Origin of the sequence: Paenibacillus sp. FSL F4-0097, from assembly GCF_038593125.1 — a bacterium.
Taxonomy (GTDB): Bacteria; Bacillota; Bacilli; order Paenibacillales; family Paenibacillaceae; genus Paenibacillus_AQ; species Paenibacillus_AQ odorifer.
Genome location: NZ_CP151965.1, coordinates 4,597,907 through 4,617,856, shown reverse-complemented (window position 1 = coordinate 4,617,856; position 19,950 = coordinate 4,597,907). Strand labels below are relative to the sequence as shown.

The following is a 19,950-nucleotide window of genomic DNA, read 5'->3' as shown; positions in this document are numbered from 1 at the left end:
TTGAATCCAAATGGTATGTGATGTATTTCATTGAAAAGATTTGAAAACGGATTATTTATATTGAGACATCTCTGATCGGACACCACAGATACTTTCTTATATCTTGAGAAGGGGGTTATATAACAGTATGAGCAGCCATAATGAACAACAGGAGACATGGCCTGAACAACCACCCAGCCGTAAAGAGATGTCGCGCAGGCAATTTTTGACCTACACGCTTGGTGGCGCCACTGCTTTTATGGGGGCGGGTACAATTCTTCCAATGGTCCGTTTTGTCGTAGATCCGATATTACATAAGAAGGGTGCTGGAGATTTTATCAAGGTTGCTGAGATAAGCAAAATCACCGAAGAGCCCCAGGAATTTACTTTTGAATTGAAACAGAAGGACGGATGGTACGACAGTACAGCGACACTCACTGCGTGGATCCGGAAAGACGCGAAGGGTGATATTTATGCGCTTTCACCGATTTGTAAACATTTGGGATGTACGGTCGGGTGGAACAACAATAAAGCTCATCCGGACGAATATCACTGCCCTTGCCATGGTGCACGTTATACAAAGCTTGGCAAAAATCTCGAGGTTGCTCCTAAGCCGCTTGATCAGTATAAAACGAAATTCGATAACGGGTGGGTGCTTTTGGGAGACATTGTGCCAAATACAGTAGCTCGTGAGGAGGCGTAGTTCTGATGTTTAAAAATGTCTATAACTGGATTGACGAACGTCTGGATGTTACGCCAATTTGGAGAGACGTGGCCGATCACGAGGTTCCTGAGCATGTTAATCCGGCCCATCATTTCTCTGCGTTCGTGTATTGCTTTGGCGGACTGACCTTTTTTATTACAGTCATTCAGATTTTATCAGGTATGTTCTTAACGATGTATTATGTTCCGGACATTATTAATGCTTATGCTAGTGTTGAGTATTTACAGACAAGTGTTGCATTTGGACAGATTGTCCGCGGGATGCATCACTGGGGTGCAAGTCTAGTAATTGTTATGATGTTCCTTCATACGATGCGCGTCTTCTTTACAGGCTCTTACAAAGCGCCGCGTGAGATGAACTGGGTAGTTGGAATGCTGATTTTCTTCGTAATGTTGGGACTTGGTTTAACAGGTTACTTGTTGCCTTGGGATAATAAAGCTTATTTCGCAACAAAAGTAACTCTCGAAATAGCCAATTCTGTTCCAGTAATGGGGCCGGTGCTGAAGGAACTGATGCAAGGCGGAACGATTGTTGGCGCCGAAACCTTAACTCGGTTTTTCGCACTACATGTATTCTTCCTCCCAGCGGTGCTTCTTAGTCTGCTCGTAGGACACTTTATTATGATCCGCAGACAAGGGATTTCCGGACCGTTGTAAGTTAATCTGAGAGAGGAGGAATACGGATGGCGCATGGAAACAATTCTAAGGAAAAGGTTGTATATGTCGGTGATTCCAGAGTTCGCAAAGGGAACGGATTTATCACACCTCCGGACTACACGGCTTACCCCGGCAAATCGGAAGCCTTTATCCCTAACTTTCTATTGAAGGAATGGATGGTCGGAGTCGTTGTACTTGTAGGAATATTAGTACTTACTATTTCAGAGCCAGCTCCGCTAGGGTTTCCAGCAAATGCTAGTGCTACGGTTATCCCGATTCCTGACTGGTATTTCTTGTTTCTCTATCAGTATTTGAAGCTCCCTTATGCTTCGGGCGATTATATCGTTCTGGGTACACTAGGAGTTACTGGTGTGGCTTTTGGTTCACTTCTGTTGGCTCCTTTTCTGGATACGGGTAGAGAGCGTCGCTTTTACCGTAGGCCGATTGCTTCATCTTTGATGTTCTTGTCCCTAGCAGCAATTGTTTATTTGACCAATACAGCCTGGACTGAATATAAACATGAAATGGCTGAAACGGGTCAGATTCCTGAAGATGTTCAACGGGAAGAAAAGGCGGCGGAGAACAGGGCAAAAGGTCTTCCAACCTCCAGCGCCGTTAAGGCAAAAGAAGTAGCGATTGTGGACAAGGATGATCCAGCTATGGGGCTCTACAAACAAGCCACTTGTATCACCTGTCACGCAGCGGATTTGAAAGGGGCAGGCGGACCTTCGCTTCGCGGAGTTGGGGACACTCATGACAAAGAAGCAATCCTTACTATTATAAAAGAGGGTCAAGGGCAGATGCCAAAAATGTACGATACCGCGTTGGGAGCAGGTCTGTCAGAAGCGGATATCGATACCTTGGCCGGCTGGCTTGCCAAACAAAAAAGCGAACAGTAAAATAATGATAACGCAACCTGATCGTGCATGCGGTCAGGTTTTTGTATGTCTAAATGTAAAGTGCCACTACTTGGGGAGGTTAATAATCTGTATGCCAGTTCATTGGTTTAACAAACTGTTTAAGAACCGGGGAATTATTTGGTTGTTATTTATCGTAAATTTCCTGGGCACAATTTATGGCTACATATGGTATGGCAATCAACTGGAGTTCACTGCGGCTAATTATCCACACTGGCTGCTTCCATTTGTTCCGGATAGCCCAACCGCAAGTTTGTTTTTTACCTTAGCTCTGTTGCTGATGCTCTTCCCTCCAAAAAGCTACACAGGAAACAATGTAAGGGAACTTATTGAGGCTTTGGCGGTCGTTACGTCAGTGAAGTACGGGATATGGGCAGTGAGCATTATTTTTGCCGGGGGTTATCACGGTGATGTTTTGGTTTGGAAAGATTGGATGCTGGTAATCTCCCATACGGGGATGGCAGTTGAAGCGTTGATTTATGCAAGGTTTTTTTCTTTCCGCAAAATGATTCCATTAGCCTTACTATGGACACTCGCCAACGATATGCTGGATTATTCTTACGGAATCTATCCGTGGTTACCTTCTGTTTTGAACGATTATGTAATTCAGGTACAGTACTTTACTATGGCGCTTACGCTGCTTAGTGTTGCAGCTGCTTGGTTGTTTAGTAGAAGACAAAGACCGGTAGAGTCAATCTATCAGTTCAAGAATAGACGTTAGTAAGCAGTTCTATCCCTTGTCCCCCTGCCATACATTTAGAATTATAAGAAGTATAAGTTTTATACTATACTTTATCCTTATAATTTTACGAGAAACGAATATCGTCTTTAAAAGACGACAACGTCGTTTCTTCTTGGGTAGGAGGGGAGTTTCATGCTCCGCGGGAGATATTATGTAGTGGTTGTGCTAGTATTCTGCTGGCTACTGACCAGTATGGATGTTGTAAAGGCTTCAGCAGCGCTAGGGGATGATGGCGAAGGGTCTGGCAATGCTTCGAAGCAAAGCGCCGACGTTAGTTCGGGTAACGGTTTGGCAGTAATGAGCGGAAAGACTGGAGCACAGCAGCTGGAACAAGCCGCTGAGGCGTTGTATGGGTATGTTTTGGAAGGGGATGTAATGAAGGTTCGACAGGAGACCGAAGCGATCTCCAAGATCTTTGTGTCCACATCCTTTGAGGGAATGACCTCTGTGGAGGGGATTAATGCGTTGTCAGGGGTCATTATGGACCTGAAGGCTACCGTGGCAGGCGCGAAAATAAATCCACAGCAATGGGAAGCGGCAGCCGCCAAGCTACGTCTAGCTGCCAATAGTCTTAATCATCCGCGTCAGCCTATCTGGCTTCAGTACTACAAGCTGATTCGTGAGGATCTAAATGCGATGGAGCAAAGTGCGGTTGCAAATGATTTGGCGGGCTGGAAAACAGCTCTGGAAAGACTGCAGGGCAGGTATGATAACATCCGGCCGGCAGTGATTGTCTCCCGCCAGCCTGAAGTTGTGAGTGCTTTTGATTCTTGGCTCTCATATGCGGCCGGCATTCCTTCGTCCTCACAAAAAGTTGAACGTGCCCGCCTGCTTGAAATTGTATCTTATGGTCAGGATGCGGTAAGAGTGATGTTCGGAAAAGAGAAGGATGAACCCGCATTGTCCTTGCCGCTGGCATCGCAAGAATTTGGGATTTGGGGAGGGTTAGCAGCAAGCTTCATTATAGCTGCGTTAGCCTATGTAGCTTATCGCAAGTACCGTGGTCAGAATCAGAATTGGAAGCCGATTCCGTAGGGTGAAATTATAAACAGCAAAAAGGAGTGTGGGCTTGAAATGGCCTACACTCCTTTTTATTTAGGTTTCTCGAAAGCCTTCTCCATGTACGTCGTGTACATCGCTAATAATTACGAAGGCGCGTGGATCAACGGATTTGACCAGCAGACTTAGCCGGCGAATTTCTTGCCTTGAGACTACACAGTACACCATATATTTAGCTTGCTTGGAATAAGCACCAATGGCAGGGATGAGGGTTACACCACGATCCATTTCCGCTGTAATCAGATCGGCAATTTGCGGTGCATCATCACTGATAATTGTAAATGCCTTGGCAGCATAGGCACCTTCTTGGATAAAATCTATAACTCGTGATGAGATGAAAACTGCGACAAGTGTGTAAAGTATTTTTTCTTTAGGAATGTAGAGGATGGAAGAGCCAATAATAATAATGTCGATGGCCAAAATAATCTGCCCCATGCTCCAGCCAAAATTCCGTCCCAGAATTCTTGCGACAATATCAACACCACCTGTTGTACCCCCAAAACGGAATACTAGCCCAAGCCCTGTTCCAAGCGTTACTCCTGCGTACAGTGCCGCAAGAATAAAGTCGTGTTCGGTACTGAAGGGGATAATCCATCCCGCAGTAATCATTCGTTCGAAAACCCACAGGAAAAAGGTCAACGCCCCGATCCCTACACCTGTATACACAATTTGCCGCCCGCCTAGGACTTTCCAGCCCAGCAGAAACAAAGGAAGGTTGATCAGCAGTGTGGATAAAAAGATGGGAATACTAAAGGCATAATTAAGGAGAAGTGTGATCCCGGTTACGCCGCCTTCCATCAACTGATTTGGAATGATGAAATACAGTAGCCCGAAGGCATATACTGCGGCTCCGAGCAAGATGGGAGCGACTGTCTTGCTGATTGTAATTACCTTTTTTGAATTCATGAAATCCCTCGTTAGGCCTTTTGTAGGCAGTTTTTCTTTCCCTATAATAAGTATACCTTTTCTTGCGTGTGTTAAAATATTCAAAAAAGATTGTCTTCAAAACGTCTTTACGATAACATAGGGGCAAACAGAAGGCAAGATATACAGAGGGGGAGAAGTTACATTTTATGGACAAAAGTCTTGGTGACATACAGCGTGAAGTAGACGCTTATATATCGCAGTTTAAGGAAGGGTACTTCAGTCCACTCTCTATGCTGGCCCGCATGTCCGAGGAAGTCGGAGAACTGGCTAGAGAGGTCAATCATGAGTTCGGTGAGAAGCCTAAGAAGTCTGATGAAGCTGAGAACTCCATTGAACTTGAACTGGGAGATATTCTGTTTATTACCGTTTGTTTTGCAAATTCTCTCGGGATAGACCTGACGGAAGCGCATAATAAGGTAATGCATAAATTTAATACCCGTGATGCGGGACGTTGGACACCGAAAGACACCGATTAGGCCTCTATAACATATGCTGTACCAAACGAACGGGATTTAGCCGTGAGGATGGTGAGTATATGGATCATAAGGATTATGTAAGAGAGGCTTACCGCTCGATATTGCGCAGTGACTTTGCCGAAGCTATTGTTTGCTTCGAGTCTGCAATTGCGGCAAGCCCTGCTGATGCCGAGGTTAGATATCGTTGTTCCATAACGTATGCCCGCAGTGGTATGCTAGATAAAGCTTTAGTTCATGCTCAGGCTGCTGTAAAGCTGGACACCAGCAAACCTGAGTATAGTCTGCATCTGCAGCATTTGCAGGCTATGATGCATGTACAGGAAGCCAAACGGTTGATAGAAGATGAAGACAACAAAACTCGCAACCCTTATCATCCGATTACACTGCTCAAAGAGGCGATTACCCTTGATCCATTATATGGGGATGCTTATGTATGGCTTGCTATCGCGCATAGTCGAGTGAATGAACATTTACAGGCTATGACTGCCTTAAAAGAAGTGATTTCGTTACATCCGGATGATTCTGGCTTGCGGGAATTGATGAGAGACCTTCAGAAATCCATACAATCGTATATGCAATAACTATATAACTAGTGAGAGCGAGGATGGAAAAAATATGAATAACAAGATCAGGGTCGTTGTATCCGGCGCAGGCGGAAGAATGGGTAAAGAGGTTGTTAAACTTGTATTGCAGGACGAAGAGCTGGAGTTAGCAGCAGCAGTAGATCGTTCTTCGGGCGATATTGATGCAGGGCGTCTGGTAGGTCTGGAAGACTCAGGCGTTATTGTAACTTCTGATCTTGAGGCCGCCCTCGCGGGAAGCAACGGAGATGTCCTTGTGGATTTCACTACACCACAGTCAGCGTATACGAATACAGCGCTAGCTATTAAGTACGGAGTGCGTCCGGTTATCGGTACAACCGGATTCACACCGGAGCAGATGGTGGAACTGGACAAGCAGTGTCAAGAACAGGGGATAGGCGGACTTATTGCTCCGAATTTCTCCATTGGGGCTATTCTATTGATGAAATTTGCGGCGCAAGCTTCAAAGTACTTCCCGCATCTGGAAATTATAGAGTATCATGGTGACCAGAAACTGGATGCTCCATCTGGAACTGCGGTCAAAACCGCAGAGATGATTTCGGAAGTTCGTGAGGAACTTCGTCAAGGTAATCCTAAAGAGGAAGAAACCATTGAAGGTGCCCGTGGTGGTTACTATAACGGATTCCGGATACATAGTGTCCGTCTTCCTGGTGTGTTTGCTCAAGAAGAAGTGATTTTTGGCGGATTCGGACAATCCTTGAAGATTCGCCATGATTCTTATGAGCGTGCGGGATATATGCCAGGCGTTAAGATGGGTATTGAAAAGGTAATGGGATATACAGGCTTGATCTATGGATTCGAGCACTTTATAGAATAGACAGGAGAGAACACCATGTTAAAGATCGCATTTATTGCCCACGATCGTAAAAAAGATGAAATCGTAAATTTTGTATTAGCTTATGAACATGTATTTGAAGGTCATGAACTTTTTTCTACAGGGACTACTGGCCAACGGATTATGGATGTAACTAACTTAAAAATTCATCGTTACATGTCTGGTCCATTAGGTGGAGATCAGCAAATCGGTGCAATGGTAGCACAGGATGAACTGGATCTTATTATTTTCATGCGTGATCCATTAATGGCGCAGCCACATGAACCTGATATTTCAGCTCTACTTCGTCTATGTGACGTATACGGGATACCGGTAGCTACGAATATTGCCACAGCGGAGGTTCTTGTGAAGGCGATTGATCGTGGTGATTTTGCTTGGCGTGCACTGGTTCATAAATACAAACCAGGTGTTGATGAATGAAGCTGGACATTCTTGTATTTGGTGCGCATGCAGATGATGCGGAGATCGGTATGGCAGGAACAATTGCAAAACATACCGCTGCGGGACTTAAGGTGGGACTTTGTGATTTAACAGCCGCGGAAATGTCATCGAACGGTACAGTAGAACTTCGCAAGCAAGAAGCGCAGCAAGCTGCAGACCTTCTCGGAGCATCCGTGCGGACAAACCTGGGTCTGCCAGATAGAGGGCTTTTTATTACAGCAGAGCATGTTGCGGCTGTGACTGCTGAAATTCGCCGCTTTTCTCCTACGATAGTTTTTGCTCCTTATTGGGAGGATCGTCATCCCGATCATATCGCCTGTAGCAAGCTGGTGGAAGAGGCTGTTTTTAATGCCAAGCTACGTAAATATATGCCGGACAAGCCGGCAATTCCTGCTCCACAGCTGTACTTCTATTTTATCAATGATTTAGGACGTACCGATCTTATTGTTGATGTTACTGAGCAATATGGCTTGAAGGAGCAGGCGTTGTCCTGCTATCGCTCCCAGTTCACCAAACCTCCGGGTGAGGATGCTGTATCCACACCGTTAACGGAAGGCTACATTGAACGAGTCCGTTCGAGAGATATGCTGCTTGGCCAGCGCAGGCTGATTCCTTATGCAGAAGGGTTTGCAACCAAGGTACCTCATACGGTGGAATTGTTTACTTAAGGAACGGATATAACGAAGTTTGTATGATAATATAATAAGCTGATTATGATTGATCCAGGAGTGCTTGGAATTAATACGCCATTGCGCTCCTGAGAGCTTTTTTTGAACAGCTTAGAGAAATGAAGTCCTGTGATTTTGAAAGAAACGGTGTTCGCTTCGCTTTTTTGAAAGCGGCCGACAAACAATAGATGATTCATTACACGAATCAATACTGGAGAAGAAGGAGACAGGAAGATGGATCGTATGCTGAAAATAGGAATTACCTGTTATCCGTCTCTTGGCGGTTCAGGCGTAGTTGCGACTGAATTAGGTAAACTCTTGGCCGAGAAGGGTCATGAAGTTCATTTTATTACACATAGTATCCCGTTCCGGTTGGGAACGTTTCAGAAAAATATTTTTTACCATGAGGTAGAAGTAAACGATTATTATGTATTCCGCTATCCCCCGTACGATCTAGCGCTTGCTACGAAGATGGCTCAGGTTGCCAAAATGCAAAATCTGGATCTTCTCCATGTTCACTATGCAGTGCCACACGCAGTGTGTGCTTTCCTTGCAAAGCAAATGCTTGGGAACGATATGAAGGTTGTAACGACTTTGCATGGCACGGATATAACGGTGCTTGGTCAGGATGAATCGCTTAAAGATTTGATTCGCCTGGGGATTAATGAAAGTGATGCCGTTACGGCGGTCTCTCAGGATCTTATTAGAGAAACAAGGGATGTCCTCGATATTACCCGCGACATTGATCTCACTTATAACTTCGTGGATCATCGGGTCTATTATCCGCGTGATGTAACGGATCTGCGGGGAGATTTCGCAGCGCCTGATGAGAAGATTCTGATGCATATCAGTAATTTCCGTCCTGTAAAAAGAGTCAGCGATGTTGTTGACGTTTTTGCCAAAGTGAATCGTGAACTGCCTTCCCGCCTGCTGCTTGTAGGGGAAGGTCCGGATCTTCCCAAAATTCAAGCCAAAATTAGCGAAATGGGTCTGGAAGATAAAGTTCGTTTTCTGGGAAGGCAGGATGAAATCGCTCAGGTGATCTCTTTAGCTGATCTGCTTCTGCTTCCTTCCGAGAAGGAAAGCTTTGGTCTGGTTGCTCTGGAAGCAATGGCTTGCGGCGTACCGACGATTGGCTCGCAAACCGGAGGCATTCCTGAGCTTATAGAGCATGGAAAGACTGGATTCCTTGCACCGATTGGCGATACAACGACTATGGCTAAATATGCAGTTAAGCTCCTGTCGGATGAACGTATGGTGCAACAGTTCAGAGAAGCTTGTTTACAAACGGCCTGCAAAGATTTCTGTAAGGATTCGATAACGAAACAATATGAAGATATTTATTACCGGGTGCTGGGGCGCAAGGTACTTGGACTGGACCCAGTTCGGGGGTAAGGAGTCACATATGGAATGGACAATGGCACCTTCTGCGATGGCAATTGCAGCGGAGATTGTAATTTCCGAGTTAACCCAAAATGGCCACGAGGCTTATTGGGTTGGAGGATGTATTCGCGATGAGCTATTAGGTAGGCCAGTGCACGATATGGATATTACAACCTCAGCACTGCCGGAGGAAGTGATAGCTATCTTTGCGCGCAGTGTGCCAACAGGATTAGCTCATGGTACGGTCACCGTGATACAGGATGGTTGCGGGTTTGAAGTGACGACATACCGGACAGAAAGTGGTTATGTAGACCATCGTCGTCCTGAACATGTTTTTTTCGTGAACGATGTGAAGGAGGATCTTCGTCGTCGTGATTTCACGATCAACGCGATTTGCTGTGGATTAAATGGGGAACTTATTGATCCATTCGCAGGTGAGAAGGATCTACAGCTACAGGTGATTCGCTGTGTAGGCGATGCGGAGGAGCGGTTTGACGAAGATGCGCTTCGCATGCTTCGCTGCATTCGTTTTGCATCGGTGCTGGATTTCTCCATCGCGAAGAACACGTGGAGGGGCCTGATGCGCCAGCGGGATAAGCTGGCGCATATTGCTGTGGAGCGTGTCCGCGCGGAGCTGGACCGCATCGTCGAGGGGCCGCATCCTCTGCGCGGCCTCGGCATGCTAGCGCGCTGTGAGCTGCTGGCGCGCGGCAAAGCCCCGTTCCCCTGGACCGGAACCGATATGGCGGCTGCTGCCGCCTTAACGGCCGGGATCGGGGAACTGGAGAGCGCCCGCCTGCGGTGGGCGCTTCTCCTCCATGCCCTGAAGCAGTCGGCCCAAGAGGCCGATGTGCTGCTGCGGGCATGGACGTTCTCGGGGACGACGCGGAGCGGCGTCGTCCAGGTGCTGCGGGTCCGCGAAGCTTGGACCGCTGCGCTAGAGGGCATGCCGCCGGATATGGGCGGCATGGAAGGTCTGCGGCGGCAATGGATCGCCGCCGTGCTGGCCTTCGGCGTGGAAGCCGCCGAAGGGTGGCTCTCGCTGCTGGCGATACTGCCAGCAGCCGCACCTACTCTTCCCACTGCGGCCTCTTCTGCCTTTTCCATCGTGGAATCGCCAGAGGCTGCAACCGCACCTGCCGCTGTAAATGTACAAGCGGCAAGAGAATGGATCGCGCAAATGCCGCTAACCAGCCTTTCGGAGCTTGAGATTACAGGCAATGAGCTGCTGGAGTCTTTGGACAAACGTCCGGGACCATGGCTCGGCAAAATGTTAAATGGACTCCTGCAAGCGGTCGCTTCAGGTGATTTACCTAACGATAAACAATTATTGCTGCTTGAAGCAAAAAGGATGGATGGACATGAGCGATGATAAAGCGCTGTCGCTAACTGAGCTGAAGCGAGAGACCTCCGCTTCGAATTGGATAGGCAACGTTCAGTTGCTGGAATCTGTGGTGTCCACTCAAGAAGAAGCTAAGTTTTTAGCGGAAAACGGCGCGCCGGAAGGAACAACCGTCATCGCAGAAGAACAGACGGGTGCCCGAGGCCGAATGGGAAGAAAGTGGTTCTCTCCCCGTGGCAAGGGCATTTGGATGAGTATTGTGTTACGGCCCCAATTACCCTTGTCGGAGACTCCGCAGCTGACATTGCTGGCTGGAGTTGCCGTCTGCAAGGCAATTCGACGGGTGACCGGTGTAGATGCCGGCATCAAATGGCCGAATGATCTGCTCGCAGGCGGTCGTAAGATTTGTGGAATTTTACTCGAATCTTCTCTAAGAGAAGGGGAGCTTCATTATTGCATTGCTGGAATTGGCATTTCCGCGAACATGACAGAGGAAGATTATCCCGATCATCTGCAGGAGGTCGCCACTTCACTTCGGATTGAGCGGGGGGGTGCTCCAGTTGACCGTTCTGAGCTGGTAAGGGCGGTTTTGGACGAACTGGATATGCATTACAATCTGTACATGAAGCAAGGTTTTAAACCTATAAAGGAGCTTTGGGAGTCCATGTCTGTGACTTTGGGGCGCCAGATCGCACTGAACAGCCCTCAGGGGCGTTCTGAAGGTGTGGTAGTGGGTTTGGATGAAATAGGTGGTCTACTGCTTAAAAACAGCTCAGGAGAGATCTCTAACGTATGCTCAGGTGAAATTGAACTTTTATAAGATTTATTTATATGACAGGGGTATCATCCCTTGTCATATTTTTTTCGTGTAATTCCGCGCTCTTTTTGATATACTATGGGTCGGAGGCGGTATCGTTTATCGAACTGTACTCTTGAATTGTAGAACTTTTTATATTTTTTATTACTGAAAGTACCTTCATAACTGCGTTTGACGGTTACGTTGGATTCTGCTCTGAGCCGTAAGGACCGAGACAGAAGGGACGATCGCAAGTGACTCTTTTTTGCCCTTCGGACCTTTTTAGCAAATGATTGCTAAAAGGTTTTTTTGTTGCGATTTTTACGGGCAGGTTACTTAAAAAAGGAGGACGAAAAGAGAAATGACAAACAAACAAGCACTAAATATTGTAAAAATGAAAAAAATGAAAGCAGAAGGTGTGCCACTGAGCATGCTGACCGCTTATGATTATCCATCTGCAGTTCTTGCAGAAGAAGCAGGTATCGACCTTATTTTGGTTGGTGACTCTCTTGGGAATGTAGTCCTTGGATACAATACAACTTTACCGGTAACGATTGAAGATATGGTGTACCATACCCGCTCGGTAACTCGAGGAGCACAAAGTACATTTATCGTGGCTGATATGCCATTTATGACGTATCACGGGAGTATAGATGAAACCCTGCGGGGTGTGCGCAGATTGATGCAGGAAGGGCGGGCTCATGCCGTCAAAATGGAAGGTGGACTTGAGATTTGTGAGACTGTAGCTACGGTTGTGGCTGCGGGAGTCCCTGTGCTGGGACACATCGGGCTTACTCCTCAATCCGTGAATATGATTGGTGGCTACCGGATTCAAGGCAAAGACGCCAAGGATGCCCAACGCCTGATGGATGAAGCTAAGGCGCTTGAGGCAGCAGGTGCTTTTGCAATCGTTTTGGAGCTGGTAACGGAAGAAGTAGCCCATGCAATCTCTGAAGCGCTTAGCATCCCAACCATTGGGATTGGTGCAGGCCGTTACTGTGATGGACAGGTATTGGTTTTCCATGATTTGCTGCGTTATGCCTCACCTTATCGTGAGAAACGTTTTGTCAAAACCTATGCGGATGTGGGTAATGTGATCCGTGAGGGCATCAGCCAGTATGTGAAGGAAGTGAAGGAACGTTCCTTCCCAGATGAAGGTCACGTTTTTAATGCAGATGAAACAGTCTTGGAATCTTTATATGGCGCTGCCAGAAAGGAAGGGAAATAAATGAGAGTGGTCAGAAGCATTGAGCAGCTGCGCGAAGCTTTGGAGTATATGAGACAAGGCGGGCACGCCCCGATTGGGTTCGTTCCTACGATGGGATACTTGCATGACGGACATGCCAGTCTGCTTCGCCGGGCTGGAGAAATGAGCCACACAGTGGTAATGAGCATTTTTGTGAATCCTTTGCAATTCGGGCCAAACGAGGATTATGATTCCTATCCGCGTGACGAGCGTCGTGATTTGGAACTCGCTGAACGTGAGGGAGTAGATATTGTATTTATCCCCAGTGTGGAAGAAATGTATCCGCAGCCTACTCGGACTACTGTCTCGGTATCGGAGCTTACTACCCGGCTATGTGGGGCTTCCCGCCCTGGGCATTTTGATGGTGTAACCACAGTGGTTAATAAATTCTTCAATATTGTACAGCCGGATTATGCTTTCTTTGGGCTGAAGGATGCTCAACAAGTTGCTGTCCTTCGCCGAATGGTGTCCGATCTTAATATGAATGTCGAAATTATCCCTTGTCCGATCGTTCGTGAAGGGGATGGACTTGCGCTCAGCTCACGTAACGTATTCTTGTCTCCAGAGGAGCGTAGTCAGGCATTGGTGTTATCTCGTTCCTTACGTGAAGCACGTCAGTCTATTGAAGAAGGAAAAGTAAGAACCGTTGCTGAAGTGCGGGAATTGTTGACATCGGTTATTTCCAGCTCTCCTCTAGCGGTGATTGATTATGCGGAGATCCTAACATTCCCTGATCTTGAAGGATTAGAGGATGAAGCTCTTTTATCAGAAGTGGATGGGGAAATTATTATAGCGCTTGCCGTGAAGTTTGGCAGAACACGCTTGATTGATAATAATGTATTTATTCCAAAGGAGGTTGCTGCACTTGTTTAGACATATGATGAAATCCAAAATTCACCGCGCAACAGTAACGGAAGCGAATTTGAACTATGTGGGCAGTATTACCATTGATGAGAGCTTGATGGAAGCCGCGGACATTCTTGAGAATGAAAAAGTTCAAATTGTGGATAACAACAATGGTTCGCGACTGGAGACCTATGTAATTCCTGGACCGCGTGGAAGCGGAGTGATCTGTCTCAATGGTGCCGCAGCTCGTCTTGTTCAGCCGGGCGATACAGTAATTATCATTTCGTATGCGATGTTGTCCTCGGAAGAACTGGAGTCACATAAGCCAACGGTGGTATTCGTGGATGAGAATAACAAACCAGTGAAGCTGGCTGATCATGAATTGCATGCTACAATCGCTTAATGTATGGACTTACGCCATGTAATGAATGGCAGGGATGAAAGACCCCGATCTCGCAGAAAATGAAGTCAGGCAAGCTGAACTGATTTCATCTTCAGTAAGGGGGGATAGCCCATGTTTCAACATTTGTTTGCTGAAATGAACAAGGTGCTTCAGGAGATCGTAACAGATTACCCTACAGCGGAGGGTGCCCGCCGGAACGAGCTTTTATGCAATTATAATATGCTGCATAGACTGAGCGATAAAGTGATGGATGAATGGCTCGCTTTTGCTGAGAAGCTAAGTCACTTTCGCGAAAGTGCGGATTTTACAGCAGTGGTCGAAGAGGAAGTGCCGGAACAGGAAGCACCAGAGCTGTGTATGGATTCCTTTGTAAGAGGTCAGGGATATTATAAGCTGCTGATGTATGGAAAGTGTATTGATCAGTTTAAAGAAGTTATTGCGCAATACCCGGATAGCTTGGCTGCTCGATTATATTTAGCCATCTCTTATCTGCAGGAAGGTGACGGTGAAGCCGCTTGGAGTCATCTGAGCCATATGCTGGGCTTGATACGGGAAACCAAGCTGAAAGCCATGGTATATAATGCTTTAGGCTGCATACGAGCCTCACAGGAACGTTTTAATGAAGCGCAGGAATTGTTTGACCTTGCCTTGCAGCATGACCCGGCGCTTCCGGAGCCAAACGTTAACTTAGAGGTATGCCGCCGTCGTGGAGGGAAGCTGCATTTTGGAAATCAGCTGGTTTCCCTCTTGTAAAAGAATAACGGTTTTGGAAATTTCTATTCAAGCGATGCATCCCCTGAACCAGTGGTGTGCATCGCCTTTTTTCGCAACTTCTGTTATGCTGATTAAGAGTCTCAATTGAAAGGGAATAGAATTATAATGAAATTTGCCGTGCTTGATTTTGAAACAACAGGAACCCAATCCGTGGGTGAAATTATCCAGGTTGGCCTTGCAATTATAGAAGAAGACCGGTCCATCTCCCGGGTATATGGTTCCTATGTCAAGCCCGGAACGCCGATTCCTCCTTTTATAACAGGTCTGACGGGGATTACCGATGATGATGTGAAGGATGCGCCTGAGCTGGATGAGATGATGATGGAGCTTGTTCCGCTCTTGGATGATGTTGTGCTTGTAGGGCATAATGTCGCTTTCGACTTCCATTTTTTACAAAATGCTTTAGATCGTTGTGGTTATTTGCCATTTCAAGGGCGGATTTTGGATACGATTGATTTTCTGAAAATTTGCTTTCCTTCGCTCACATCTTATCAGCTAGGCTCTGTCAGTGCTCATTTTGGAGTGACACATGATCGTCCGCATCAGGCAGATAGTGATGCACTTGCGACTGCTTTAGTGCTGTTGAAATGTCTGGAGGAGCTCTACGAGCTGCCGCTGCTTACGATCCAGAGACTCTGTGAGCTGTTTACCGAAGAGGATAGTGATCTGGGCTGGTACTTTGATGGTCTGCTGCGAGAGCGGGAAGCGGAGACGCTACAGCCCGAAGGTGATCTGACTTTCTATCGTCAATTAGCGCTTGCAGTAGGAGACTGGACGGAGTTAGCGCCACCTAGAGATGAGCATGTAGAGAATCCGCTAGCGAATTTATCTTTTACTGATTATATGGACGAAGTAACCAAACGACTTAGAGACACATTACCGCAGTATGAAAGCCGGGAAGCTCAGGATATTATGATCAATGAGGTGATGACGGCACTTGCCGAAGACAAACACCTACTGATCGAAGCGGGCACAGGAACCGGTAAATCGCTCGGTTATTTGTTGCCTGCCATTTATCAAAGCGTTCGCACCAATGAAAAAGTCATGGTCAGCACTCATACCATTAATCTGCAGGACCAATTGCGCGAGCGGGATATCCCTTTGTTAACGCAGGTAGTTCCTTTTCCGTTTAAAGCTGCTATTTTTAAGGGAAGAGGACATTATTTGTGTCTGCGTAAGTTTGAGCATAAAATTAATAAAAAGGACTTTATAAGCCCAAGGGAAGATGCGCTTACTGCAGCTCAGATGATCGTATGGCTCACTCAAAGTGAATCAGGGGATGATGAAGAGCTGAATTTAAGCGGCCGGGGCGGTGATTTCTGGGAGACGGTGGCAAGCGATACCGATTCCTGTCTGGGACGTTCCTGTCCTTGGTTCCGCAAATGCTATTATCATAGGGCCAAGCATGAAGCTGGGATTGCTGACGTGGTCATTACGAACCACTCCAAGCTATTCGCAGATGTTAAAGCTGGGCACCAGCTGCTTCCAGCTTACGAGCATCTTGTAATTGATGAAGCACATCATTTAGAAGATGTGGCTGGTAAACATCTTGGCATGCATATGAAGCATTTCACTGTGGCACACACGTTATCGCGACTGTATAAAGATAGCCGAAACGGACAGCTTCCTGCTCTGCGCCAGATCTTACAGTCGTCAGGCAGTGAAGAGGCTTCAGAATGGAGCGGAGTCATCGATCGGATCTACCCGGATCTGCTTACTGTCAAAGAAACCTGGGATGCACTCAGCGACAAGCTGTTCAGCCTTTTGCCGGAACGCAGTGATGCAGCAGCAGGGGAAGCGGGACAACTGGTTATGCGTTTGCTTCCCGCCCGTAAGTCGAAGGATTGGGATGAATTAGTTGCGCTTGAGAACACTATGAATCTGACGTTAAGCGACATCATCCGTAAGGGTGATAAAATGCTTAATGAGATGCGTGACCAGGAAAGCCAATCCTCAGCAGACAGTCTTGTTACTGATATTAGCGGTTTATTTAAGGATTTGGCTTCCATACGTGAGCAAGTAAGATTCTTTATGGGGCTGAATGACGATAATGTAGTATATTGGCTGGAGGCAAATGGAAATTACCGCAGCAAATCACTGCAGATGTATGCCGTCCCTGTGGATGTTAGCAGCCAGCTTAAAGAGTTGTTCTTCGATAAGAAAAAAAGCATCGTGCTTACCTCGGCGACGCTGTCTGTAGATAAATCTTTTCAGTTTATGATTGATAATCTCGGACTTAACGAAGCTGCGGAAGAGGGACGTCTAATGACCTCACTCCTTCCTTCTCCCTTTAAGTATCGCGAGCAGGCGCTTCTAGTTATACCGCGTGATTTTCCTAGTGTGAAGGGCAGTGTGGGCGATGCTCGATTTGTCGATACACTCGTACAGTCGTTAGCAGAAGCTGCCAAAACAACACGTGGGCGGATGCTGGTTCTGTTTACTTCTTATAAAATGCTGCGTCAGGTATATGATCCGCTTAAAGAGGCTTTGGCCTCACAAGAGATTACGGTGCTTGGTCAAGGCGTGGAAGGTGGCAGCCGGAGCAAGCTGATCCGCCGCTTTCAGGACAGTGCAGCATCCGTTCTGCTGGGGACGAGCAGCTTCTGGGAAGGTGTAGATATTCCAGGTGAAGCACTGACTTGCCTGGCCATCGTGAGACTTCCGTTTCAACCGCCGAATCACCCGTTGGCGGAAGCGAAGTCGGAGTTATTGCAGGCTCAGAAGAAGAATCCGTTCATGAAATTGTCTGTTCCTCAAGCGGTTATTCGCTTTAAGCAGGGATTCGGAAGACTGGTTCGCACGGCGCAGGATCGCGGAATAGTTATTGTTTATGATACAAGGGTTATTGAATCTCATTACGGGAAGTATTTCCTTTATTCATTGCCTGGTCCCAAAATGGAGCATATGCTGACTGATCAAATGGTCCCCCGCATAGCGGAATGGCTAGAGGATGGCGGCGCTTCTTAAAATGCTCGTCTTCAGTTTAGCTCCTCCTTATCCTTAAGGGCGGTAAGTTACAGTACCGCCCTTAATAAGGAGAGGTATACGTTTGAATATGGATTTTCACAAGAACATTACTATTTTTAGGAGGAAAAATATGAAATCGGATAAAATATCAGAAGCCGTTGTTCGCAGACTACCTGTGTATTTGCGTTTTTTGAATGATCTCCAGAATCGCGAAATATTAACAGTTTCCTCTCAGGAACTTGGACAAAAGCTTGATCTTAATCCCGCACAGATTCGTAAGGATTTAGCGTATTTTGGTGACTTCGGCAGAAAAGGTATCGGCTATGATGTAACGTATCTTATTGAGAAAATCCGTCATATCCTGAAGCTGGATCAACAGCTTAATGTAGCTTTAGTTGGAGCAGGTAATCTCGGACATGCCTTGTCTAATTACAATGCATATCTCAAAGATACTATGAAAATCACCGCTATATTTGATTCGTACGCTCCTAAGGTTGGACGTAAGATCAACTCCCTTACTGTGCAACCAATGGATGAACTAGGCAGCACGATTCGTGAGCAAGGTATTCGCATTGCCATTATTACCGTACCTGATTCAGAAGCTCAAAATGTAGCAGATATTCTCATTTCTTCTGGGATTGAAGCAATTTTGAACTTTGCCCCTGTGATTCTGAAGACACCACCGAATATCCGGGTGCATGCAGCTGATTTTACAACTGATCTGCAAAGTCTTGCGTATTACTTGCGGGATGGAAAGGAAGAAAGCGAACATGAACAACAATAAAACGATAATTAAGGGCGGGTATTTTCTGACTCCGGGAACGGATGAGCCGGTTCTGAGTGGATATATGACTATTGAAGATGATTTAATCACTTACATAGGAAAAGAAGAGCCTCAGATGGAAGCTGGAGTGCAAGTGGTTGATGGCAGCCGTCTGCTGTTCATGCCTGGACTTGTAAACACACATGGTCATGCGGCGATGTCTTTGCTGCGTGGATATGGAGATGATTTAGCGCTACAAGTGTGGCTTCAGGAGAAGATGTGGCCGATGGAGGAAAAGTTCACCGGTGATGATGTATACTGGGGAACCTCCTTATCTGTATTGGAAATGCTGAAGGGTGGAACTACGACCTTCCTCGATATGTATGATCATATGGACCGAGTAGCTGAGGTAGCTGAGTTATCAGGTATCCGTTCCGTATTGATGCGTGGTGTGATTGGGTTATGTCCAGAGGATGTACAGAATCACAAGCTTGCGGAAGCGATTTCTTTTGCCCGTAACTGGCATGGAAAGGCTGACGGTAGAATTACTACTATGATCTCGCCGCACGCCCCTTATACTTGCCCTCCGGACTTCCTGGTTAAGTTCGTGCAGGCAGCGCATGATCTGGATTTACCGATGCATACGCATATGTCCGAAACGAAACGTGAAGTGGAACAAAATGTGGCGGATTACGGGTTGCGTCCTGTAGCTCACTTAGAGAAGCTTGGAATGTTCACACGTCCCTCGATAGTTGCACATGGTGTTCATTTAAATGATGAAGAGATTGAGATCTTGGCTCGCCATAATGTGGGTGTCTCTCATAATCCGGGCAGTAATTTGAAGCTGGCTAGCGGAGTGGCTCGGGTTACTGATCTTCTAAAAGCTGGTGTGAAGGTGTCTCTTGGCACGGATGGCGCGGCAAGCAACAATAACTTGGATATGTTTGAAGAGATGCGGCTTGCAGCTCTCATTCATAAGGGTGTCAGCGGTGATCCAACGGCTGTTCCAGCTCCAGAAGCTCTACGTATGGCTACAGAATATGGCGCCCAGTCCATCTTTTTAAATAATGTAGGTAGACTTGCTGTTGGGATGAAAGCTGATTTCATTGCAATTGATATAGATCAGCCGCATTTGCTGCCACACACAGATCTGTTGTCTCATGCAGTTTACTCTGCTAGCGCTAAGGATGTTGAGCATGTGTGGGTGAATGGTAAACAGGTCATCAAGCATGGACAATGCTTAACCCTGGATGAGGAAGCTATCCGGCGTAAAGCGCAAGAAGCCTTCGAAGGTTTATTGAAGCGTTAAGTCTGGAGAATAACGAATAAATAATAGGCTGCGACTTTTTGCTTTTAGCAAAAGTTGCGGCCTTTTGTACATTTTAAGGCTGGGAAAGCTAGAAA

General features: G+C 46.6%; 21 protein-coding genes. 20 read left to right on the top strand and 1 reads right to left on the bottom strand.

Translation table 11 applies throughout. The features are described from left to right. Nucleotides 1–127 precede the first annotated feature (127 nt). The 5 genes from MHH86_RS20720 to MHH86_RS20700 all read left to right on the top strand — a co-directional run bounded on the left by MHH86_RS20720 (nucleotide 128) and on the right by MHH86_RS20700 (nucleotide 4,053). Complete coding sequence (locus MHH86_RS20720; protein WP_036676264.1) at nucleotides 128–682, top strand: ubiquinol-cytochrome c reductase iron-sulfur subunit; 555 nt, start codon at nucleotides 128–130, stop codon at nucleotides 680–682. A 5-nt stretch (nucleotides 683–687) separates the two neighbouring features. Then, nucleotides 688–1,359, top strand: a complete 672-nt coding sequence (locus MHH86_RS20715; RefSeq protein WP_036676266.1) for a cytochrome b6 — start codon at nucleotides 688–690, stop codon at nucleotides 1,357–1,359. 26 nt (nucleotides 1,360–1,385) lie between these two features. Further along, nucleotides 1,386–2,258: a menaquinol-cytochrome c reductase cytochrome b/c subunit gene (locus MHH86_RS20710; protein ID WP_036676267.1), complete on the top strand. Its 873-nt coding sequence runs from the start codon at nucleotides 1,386–1,388 to the stop codon at nucleotides 2,256–2,258. A gap of 91 nt (nucleotides 2,259–2,349) precedes the next feature. Next, nucleotides 2,350–2,997 (top strand): DUF1405 domain-containing protein, encoded by a 648-nt coding sequence (locus MHH86_RS20705; protein ID WP_051490910.1) that lies wholly within the window; start codon nucleotides 2,350–2,352, stop codon nucleotides 2,995–2,997. Between the two features lie 153 nt (nucleotides 2,998–3,150). After that, entirely contained in the window at nucleotides 3,151–4,053 is a 903-nt protein-coding gene (locus MHH86_RS20700) for a sporulation protein YpjB (RefSeq protein ID WP_038572421.1), read from the top strand. Nucleotides 4,054–4,113: 60 nt separating this feature from the next. Here MHH86_RS20700 and MHH86_RS20695 read toward each other — a convergent pair whose 3' ends face one another. Next, on the bottom strand, nucleotides 4,114–4,983 hold the full coding sequence (locus tag MHH86_RS20695; protein WP_036676270.1) for a YitT family protein: 870 nt from the start codon (nucleotides 4,981–4,983) through the stop codon (nucleotides 4,114–4,116). A gap of 167 nt (nucleotides 4,984–5,150) precedes the next feature. On the opposite strand from MHH86_RS20695, the gene MHH86_RS20690 reads away from it, so the two are divergent. From MHH86_RS20690 to MHH86_RS20620, 15 genes are all read left to right on the top strand, one after another. After that, nucleotides 5,151–5,480: a nucleotide pyrophosphohydrolase gene (locus tag MHH86_RS20690; protein ID WP_036676271.1), complete on the top strand. Its 330-nt coding sequence runs from the start codon at nucleotides 5,151–5,153 to the stop codon at nucleotides 5,478–5,480. A gap of 59 nt (nucleotides 5,481–5,539) precedes the next feature. Next, on the top strand, nucleotides 5,540–6,061 hold the full coding sequence (locus MHH86_RS20685; protein WP_036676272.1) for a tetratricopeptide repeat protein: 522 nt from the start codon (nucleotides 5,540–5,542) through the stop codon (nucleotides 6,059–6,061). A 34-nt stretch (nucleotides 6,062–6,095) separates the two neighbouring features. Continuing rightward, nucleotides 6,096–6,899: a 4-hydroxy-tetrahydrodipicolinate reductase gene (dapB, locus tag MHH86_RS20680; protein WP_036676273.1), complete on the top strand. Its 804-nt coding sequence runs from the start codon at nucleotides 6,096–6,098 to the stop codon at nucleotides 6,897–6,899. 15 nt (nucleotides 6,900–6,914) lie between these two features. Further along, nucleotides 6,915–7,337, top strand: a complete 423-nt coding sequence (mgsA, locus tag MHH86_RS20675) for a methylglyoxal synthase (RefSeq protein ID WP_036676275.1) — start codon at nucleotides 6,915–6,917, stop codon at nucleotides 7,335–7,337. After that, complete coding sequence (gene bshB1, locus MHH86_RS20670) at nucleotides 7,334–8,026, top strand: bacillithiol biosynthesis deacetylase BshB1 (protein ID WP_038572419.1); 693 nt, start codon at nucleotides 7,334–7,336, stop codon at nucleotides 8,024–8,026. Before mgsA ends, bshB1 begins: the two co-directional genes overlap by 4 nt. 234 nt (nucleotides 8,027–8,260) lie before the next feature. Then, nucleotides 8,261–9,421, top strand: coding sequence for an N-acetyl-alpha-D-glucosaminyl L-malate synthase BshA (bshA, locus tag MHH86_RS20665; RefSeq protein WP_038572418.1), 1,161 nt, complete (start codon nucleotides 8,261–8,263; stop codon nucleotides 9,419–9,421). Between the two features lie 10 nt (nucleotides 9,422–9,431). Continuing rightward, nucleotides 9,432–10,781, top strand: coding sequence for a CCA tRNA nucleotidyltransferase (locus MHH86_RS20660; RefSeq protein WP_038572416.1), 1,350 nt, complete (start codon nucleotides 9,432–9,434; stop codon nucleotides 10,779–10,781). Further along, a complete protein-coding gene (locus MHH86_RS20655) occupies nucleotides 10,771–11,571 on the top strand; it encodes a biotin--[acetyl-CoA-carboxylase] ligase (RefSeq protein WP_051490911.1) in 801 nt (266 codons plus the stop codon). Before MHH86_RS20660 ends, MHH86_RS20655 begins: the two co-directional genes overlap by 11 nt. Nucleotides 11,572–11,908: 337 nt before the next feature. Next, nucleotides 11,909–12,775: a 3-methyl-2-oxobutanoate hydroxymethyltransferase gene (gene panB / locus MHH86_RS20650; RefSeq protein WP_038572415.1), complete on the top strand. Its 867-nt coding sequence runs from the start codon at nucleotides 11,909–11,911 to the stop codon at nucleotides 12,773–12,775. Next, nucleotides 12,776–13,666 carry a pantoate--beta-alanine ligase gene (gene panC, locus MHH86_RS20645; protein WP_076223060.1) on the top strand — a complete coding sequence of 297 codons (891 nt, stop codon included), beginning with the start codon at nucleotides 12,776–12,778 and terminating at the stop codon, nucleotides 13,664–13,666. Continuing rightward, nucleotides 13,659–14,042, top strand: coding sequence for an aspartate 1-decarboxylase (gene panD, locus MHH86_RS20640; RefSeq protein ID WP_036676288.1), 384 nt, complete (start codon nucleotides 13,659–13,661; stop codon nucleotides 14,040–14,042). Before panC ends, panD begins: the two co-directional genes overlap by 8 nt. A 111-nt stretch (nucleotides 14,043–14,153) precedes the next feature. After that, nucleotides 14,154–14,795, top strand: a complete 642-nt coding sequence (locus MHH86_RS20635; protein ID WP_076223062.1) for a hypothetical protein — start codon at nucleotides 14,154–14,156, stop codon at nucleotides 14,793–14,795. A 126-nt stretch (nucleotides 14,796–14,921) separates the two neighbouring features. Then, complete coding sequence (gene dinG / locus MHH86_RS20630; protein WP_342479411.1) at nucleotides 14,922–17,783, top strand: ATP-dependent DNA helicase DinG; 2,862 nt, start codon at nucleotides 14,922–14,924, stop codon at nucleotides 17,781–17,783. Between the two features lie 130 nt (nucleotides 17,784–17,913). Further along, complete coding sequence (locus MHH86_RS20625) at nucleotides 17,914–18,567, top strand: redox-sensing transcriptional repressor Rex (RefSeq protein WP_036676294.1); 654 nt, start codon at nucleotides 17,914–17,916, stop codon at nucleotides 18,565–18,567. Beyond that, nucleotides 18,554–19,855: an amidohydrolase gene (locus MHH86_RS20620; protein ID WP_076127547.1), complete on the top strand. Its 1,302-nt coding sequence runs from the start codon at nucleotides 18,554–18,556 to the stop codon at nucleotides 19,853–19,855. The genes MHH86_RS20625 and MHH86_RS20620 overlap by 14 nt, the downstream gene beginning before the upstream one ends. The last annotated feature ends 95 nt before the right edge of the window (nucleotides 19,856–19,950 follow it).